This is a genomic window from Mameliella sp. CS4 (assembly GCF_019392335.1).
In the GTDB taxonomy this organism is placed as follows: Bacteria; Pseudomonadota; Alphaproteobacteria; order Rhodobacterales; family Rhodobacteraceae; genus Antarctobacter.
In genome coordinates, this window is sequence record NZ_JAHXRQ010000277.1 from 1 (window position 1) to 239 (window position 239).

The 239-nt window shown below is 79.1% G+C and carries 1 protein-coding gene; it reads left to right on the forward strand.

Going from position 1 to position 239, the window contains the following annotated elements; translation table 11 throughout:
• Nucleotides 1-239, forward strand: a 239-nt coding sequence (locus tag KZZ07_RS27375; protein ID WP_219520195.1) for a hypothetical protein, incomplete at both ends; no start/stop codon positions are given.

Here is a 239-nt window from a genome sequence, read left to right on the forward strand (position 1 = left end):
CCGGGCGCGCCGCCCGGATCCTCTGGGCGGGCCAGGCCTTCGGCGCCTGGCTCGCGCAGGGTGCCGAAGGCGCGGAGGGGCCGTCGGCCGAGACCCTCCCGGTCGACGCGCTCGCGATCGAGCTGCGCGAGCCCGTCGACGAGATGGTCGCGTCCGCCCTCGCGTCCGGCCAGCCGGCCTACGGCCGGTGCGATCGCCTCGCCGCCGGGGTCGTGACCTCGACCCGCCTGGTCGGCGTG